This is a genomic window from Streptomyces sp. AcH 505, assembly GCF_000818175.1.
Taxonomy (GTDB): domain Bacteria; phylum Actinomycetota; class Actinomycetes; order Streptomycetales; family Streptomycetaceae; genus Streptomyces.
On record NZ_JTIY01000001.1, the window covers coordinates 2,010,113 to 2,015,489 of the forward strand.

5 protein-coding genes, 1 tRNA gene and 1 pseudogene are annotated in these 5,377 nt (G+C 72.6%); all 7 read right to left on the reverse strand.

Translation table 11 applies throughout. The annotated features are described in order from the left end of the window. Positions 1 to 936, reverse strand: a pseudogene (locus HY68_RS43610) (hypothetical protein); the annotation flags it as partial. Continuing rightward, positions 933 to 1,661, reverse strand: a complete 729-nt coding sequence (locus HY68_RS09295; protein ID WP_041986815.1) for an ABC transporter ATP-binding protein — start codon at positions 1,659 to 1,661, stop codon at positions 933 to 935. The pseudogene HY68_RS43610 and the gene HY68_RS09295, both read right to left, overlap by 4 nt. 363 nt (positions 1,662 to 2,024) lie before the next feature. Continuing rightward, positions 2,025 to 2,098: transfer RNA gene (locus tag HY68_RS09300), tRNA-Lys, on the reverse strand. Between the two features lie 25 nt (positions 2,099 to 2,123). Further along, entirely contained in the window at positions 2,124 to 2,987 is an 864-nt protein-coding gene (locus HY68_RS09305) for a helix-turn-helix transcriptional regulator (RefSeq protein ID WP_041986817.1), read from the reverse strand. A gap of 112 nt (positions 2,988 to 3,099) precedes the next feature. Beyond that, positions 3,100 to 3,990 (reverse strand): metal ABC transporter permease, encoded by an 891-nt coding sequence (locus HY68_RS09310; RefSeq protein ID WP_241778509.1) that lies wholly within the window; start codon positions 3,988 to 3,990, stop codon positions 3,100 to 3,102. A gap of 14 nt (positions 3,991 to 4,004) precedes the next feature. Continuing rightward, positions 4,005 to 4,934, reverse strand: coding sequence for a metal ABC transporter permease (locus tag HY68_RS09315; protein WP_241778510.1), 930 nt, complete (start codon positions 4,932 to 4,934; stop codon positions 4,005 to 4,007). Then, the coding region (locus HY68_RS44945; protein WP_241778511.1) for an ATP-binding cassette domain-containing protein at positions 4,921 to 5,377 on the reverse strand (457 nt) is incomplete at its 5' end. The genes HY68_RS09315 and HY68_RS44945, both read right to left, overlap by 14 nt.

The following is a 5,377-nucleotide window of genomic DNA, read 5'->3' on the forward strand; positions in this document are numbered from 1 at the left end:
GCCGTCGGCCGTACGGGCGCGCTCGCGCAGGAACTCGCCGCTGATCAGCGGCGCCTGCCGGCCCGCCCACAGCGCGCAGCCGACGGCCGAGCCGACCAGCAGCACGGCGGCGAGCAGCCAGCCCACGCCGGACACGACGGCGTTGCCGCCCGTCGCGAGGACGAGGGTGTGCGCGGCCCAGCCCCACGGCCCCGACCAGAGCGTCACGTTCTCCAGCGGCTCACTGCGGTGTCCGTACCAGGCGAGTACGGCCTGGAGGACGAAGAGCATGGCGAGGGCGCTCAGCAGCAGCGTCCACCAGGCGCTCCCGCGCCCGCCGCGCACGGCGACGAACGCCGAGGCGCTCACGGTCAGTACGCCGAAGGCGCCGCCGGCGAGGGCCCCGGCCAGCAGGTCGACGGGGAACGGGCCGAGCCCCGCCAGGCACAGGCTCAGCCCGCCGAACGCGCCGAGCAGCACACCGCCGACGGCGCCCTTGGCGACGGCGGCCCGGAACTTGGGCCGCAGCAGCCGGTCCCAGCGCACCGGCAGCGGCAGCAGCCAGTCGACGGTGAGCGCGTCGAGCAGGACGGGGCCGCGCCAGCGCGCGGTGCGCAGCACGGCGAGCAGCGCGAGGACACAGACGGCCGTCGCCGCGTACGGCAGAGCGGCCTGCCAGGGGATGTCGGGCCGGGCGACCTGCGCGTGGAACGTGCCGTCCTGGATGACCTGGATGGTGTAGAAGCCGCCGTACGTGCCGACCATCAGGACCGTGACGTACACGGCGAAGGCGGTGTCCCGGCGCTGCTGGGCCCGCGCGTCGGCGCGTATGCGGCGCAGATGGGCGAGGGTGTCGTCGGTGAGTTCGTCCCAGTACGCGTCGTGGTCCGCGGGCAGCGCCTCGTCGTCGTCCTCGGGCAGGACGTCGCCGTCCAGCGTTGTCTCGGCCGCGCTCACAGGGTCAGCTCGGCCAGGACGGCGGCGGGGTCGCCGGAGTTGAGCACTCTGCCCTCGTCCAGGACGACCACCCGGTCCGCCGTCCGCAGGGCCAGATCCGTGTGGTGGGTGGCGACGAGCACGGCGACCCCGTCCTCCTTCTCGGCCCGCAGCTGCTCGGCCAGCCGGCCGCGGGCGCCGGGGTCGAGGCGCTGTTCCGGCTCGTCGAGGATGAGCAGTTCGCGCGGCCGGACGAAGGCGGTGGCCAGCAGCAGGGACTGGAGCTGGCCCGAGGACAGCGCGGAGGGGTAACTGTCGGCGTGCGCCCCGAGCCCCCGGTCGGCCAGCGCCCGGTCGGCCCACTCCCCCGCCTCGTCGCCCACACCCTGTGCGATGGCCACCAGCAGCAGATGCGCCCGCGCCGTGAGATCGGGGTAACAGGCAACGGTGTCACCGACCACGGCGACCCGCGCGCGGGTGGTCGGGTCCTCCTCGCGCATCTTCCGCCCGTCGAACTCGACCCGCCCCGCCGTCGGCTGCTCCCGCCCGGACGCCAGCCGCAGCAGGGTGGACTTGCCGGACCCGTTGGCACCGACGAGCGCCACGCACTCACCGCGCTCCAGCGTGAGATCGACGGGCGCGAGCGCCAGCCGGCTCCCGTAACTGCGCGCGGCACCCCGCAGCCGCAGCAGCGGCTGCCGGGCACTGTCGGCGAGGCTCCTGCCCCCTGCTGTCCCGTCGGCCATGAGCCACTTCCCGTCCGGTGGAGAGCGGGCACACGGCGGTCGGCGGCCCCACTGCCCACCAGTGTGCGCCACCGGCCTGTGGCCGCCGGCGGGGCGGGGTCAACCCAGGGTGCCCCCTGTCATCTATCCGGGCCGAAGACACACATAGCCGACGCCTGTTCGCACGTGATCTGAATACTCAGGCCCAGGACGTGCTGAGAGTGACGTGCCGAAAGTCGGGAGGCCCCATGGCGTGCACCAAGTGCGGCGGGCAGATGACGCGTACGCAGGACGGCTGGTACATCTGCTACCCCTGCGGCACCAGCCAGCCCGCCTGAAACGCGGACGGCGCCAGGTCAGACCCGTCTGACCTGGCGCCTCACGTAGGCCGTGTGGGACTTGAACCCACAACCAACGGATTAAAAGTCCGCTGCTCTGACCAATTGAGCTAACGGCCCGCACCCGAAGCATAGTGGGGCGCGGTCAGAGCTCTTTGCGGAGGGCGGTCAGGATCTGCTTCGTGCGGGCGGCGGTCTCCGCGTGGGCGACCATGCGGTCCATGGCCTCCATGTGTCCCGCGACCTCGTCCGGCTCGTCGAGATAGAGCGCGCCCGTCAGGTACTCGATGTACACCATGTCGGGCAATTCAGGCACGGCGAAGCGGAAGAGTACGAAGGGGCTGTACGTCCCCGCGTGGTGGCCGGCGGCGAACTCGGCTATTTGCAGCGTCACATTCGGCAGTTCCGTGGCCTCCAAGAGCCGTTCCACCTGTTCGCGCATGACCGCCGGCGAACCGACCGTCCTACGCAGGACCGTCTCGTCCAGTACGGCCCAGAACGCGGGCGCGTCCTCGGATCGGGTCAGCAGGGACTGGCGCCGGGTGCGCAGTTCGACATGGCGGTCGACGCGGTCCAGGTCCAGCCGGCCCATCGCGCCGGCGATCAGCACCTCGCGTGCGTACGCCTCGGTCTGGAGCAGTCCCGGCACGAAGTGCGGCTCGTAGCAGCGGATCGTCATCGCGGCCTCTTCGAGGCTGACATAGCCGCTGAACCACTCGGGCAGTACGTCGTAGAACCGCTGCCACCAGCCCGGCTGGTTCGCCTCGTCCGCCAGCCGCAGAAAGGTCTCCATGTCGGCGTCGGCGACACCGTAGGCGGGCAGCAAGGTCTGGACATACGGAATCTTCAGCGAGACCTCCGCCATCTCCATCCGGCGCACCGTCCCGACGGTCACCCGCAGCAGCTTGGCCGCCTTCTCACGGCTGAAGCCCGCGTTCTCGCGCAAGGCACGTAACTGCCTGCTGAGCACGAGCTGACCGATCGTCGGAGCCGACCTGGGCTCGCTCACATCACACCCCCGGGCGGTGAAAGATGCGCGCAGTCTGCCACAGCTCAACTCCGCTCAGTACATGGCCTTTTCGGCCGGGGCCGCGCCTTGCCGGGTCCGGGCGTGTGACCTGCTACGGCGTAAGCGGAAGGCGCAGCGAACCACGCGCGCCGCCCCGTGCGCCGAGGGCGTACGCCGCGCCGTACACGGCCGTGGCCGCCGCCATGACGCCGAAGCTCGGCGGCACGCCGGGCACCGCGTAACTCAGCCCGAGCCCGGCCCACATCTCGGCGACGGCGAGCCCGGCCGACAGGGCGAGCGCGCGGTACGGCCGGTCGGTGAGCCGCTGGGCCGCGCCCGCGGGCGCGGCGAGCATGCCGAGCAGCAGCAGCGAACCGACGGCCTGGGTCGCCTCAGCCGCGCACGCGCCCACCAGCACCAGGAACACGAAGCCCAGCAGCCGTACGGGCACCCCGCGCGCCGCCGCGACCGCCTCGTCCACGGACGCGAACAGCAGCGGCCGGGCGATGGCGACGACGGCCGCGCAGATACCGGCGGCGACCAGGGCAGCGGTCAGTGCCTGCCCCGCGGAGAGCCCGAAGACCGAGCCGAAGAGGACGTTGACCCCGGCGCCGCCGTTCCCCGCGCTGCGCGAGGTCGTGTAGAGGGTGAGGAAGAAGACGCCGAGGCCGAGGATCCAGCTGAAGACGGAGCCGATGGCCACGTCGTCGGCCCGGCCACCGCGCCCCAGGGTCCCGAGCAGCAGCGCGACGGCGATGGTCGCCGCGAACAGGCCGAGCCGCAGGTCGTAACCGAGGGCGAGCGCGGCGAGCGCGCCCGTGAAGGACACATGGCTGAGCGCGTCGCCGGTGAACACCTGGGCGCGCAGTACGAGGAAGTAGCCGACGAGCCCCGAGGCGGCGGCGATGGCGGTGCCGGCGAGCAGCGCGTGCTGGAAGTACGGGTGCGTCAGCGCCCCGGCCCAGCCGGGCGCGGCGATGACCTGTCCGGCGCTCGTGCCCACGCCCGTGCCCGGCCTCATGTCCGGCCGCCGGCGAAACGCACCGAGCGGGTCATGACGTACGCGACGACATAGCCGGCGAACGCGAACGTCGTCACGTAGAAACCGATCGGATAAGGGGAGTAGTACGCGGTGATCAGCCCGAGCCAGGTCACCGCCACGGCGACGGCCACGGACAGCGCGAGGCTCACGGCGGGCCGGGCGCTCAGGATCTGCGCCGTGGCCGCCGGCATCACGAGCAGCGCGAACACCAGCAGCGAGCCGGTGATCTGGCTCGCCTCCGCCGCCGCGGCGCCGAGCAGCACGAGGAAGGCCGTGGACAGCAGCCGTACCGGTACGCCGCGAGCGGCGGCCACGTCCGGGTCGACGGAGGCGAACAGCAGCGGCCTGCCGATGACGGCGAGCACCCCGAGGACGGCGGCGGTCACGGCGAACAGCAGCCACACCTGGGCTGTGGTGATCCCCAGGAAACTGCCGAACAGCAGCGAAGTGACCCCGCCGAGCAGCCCCTTGTACAGCGTGGTGAACAAAAACCCGCAGGCCAGCAGGAACGCCTGGACGGTCCCTGTGACGGCCGACTCGTGCCCGCCGGCCGCCCGCCCGGCGCGCGGCAGCGCCGCGATGACGAGCGCGGCGGCGACGCAGAACGTGACGTACCCGTAGACCGCGCCGACACCGAGCAGCGCGGCGCCCGCGGCGCCGGGGAAGCCGACGGTCGCCACCGTGTGCCCGGCGAAGCTCTGCCGCCGCAGCACCATGAACCAGCCCATCACGGCGGCCCCCACCGCGATCAGGGTGCCGGCCCGGAAGGCGTTGACCATGAAGGGGAACGCCCACATCTGGCGCAGGTCGGTGAGCAGGTTCCAGGACCAGCCGCCGGACCCGACGGACCACCCGGCGGACAGCCCGGCCGCGCCCGCCGCGCCGTACACGTCAGCCGTCAGCACGGCCGGCCCCCGCGTGCCGGTCGGTGTGGACGGCCGGTGCCTCCGGCTGTCCTACGACCACGAGCCGGCCGTCGGAGGTCCGCAGCACCTCGACGGGCGTGGAGTAGAGCCGGCTCAGCGTCGCGGATGTGATGACCTCCGCCGGAGTACCGGCCACCGCACCGCCCTCGGCGAGATACACCACCCGGTCGAGCCGGGACAGGATCGGGTTGACGTCGTGCGCGACCATGATCACGCTGACCCCCTCCGCCCGGCAGACATGGCCGACGAGCGCGGCGACCGCCGCCTGGTTCGGCAGGTCGAGGCTGTCCAACGGCTCGTCGAGCAGCAGCAGTTCAGGACGGCGTACGAGCGCCTGCGCGATGAGCAGCCGCTGCTGCTCGCCGCCCGAGCAGCGCCCGATCGGCCGGTCCGCGTACGCCTCGGCGCCGACCAGCGCGATC

What these genes read in the sequence shown, in the direction of transcription:
- HY68_RS09295 (WP_041986815.1), bottom strand. Translation starts at nt 1,661, where the DNA reads ATGGCCGACGGGACAGCAGGGGGCAGGAGCCTCGCCGACAGTGCCCGG.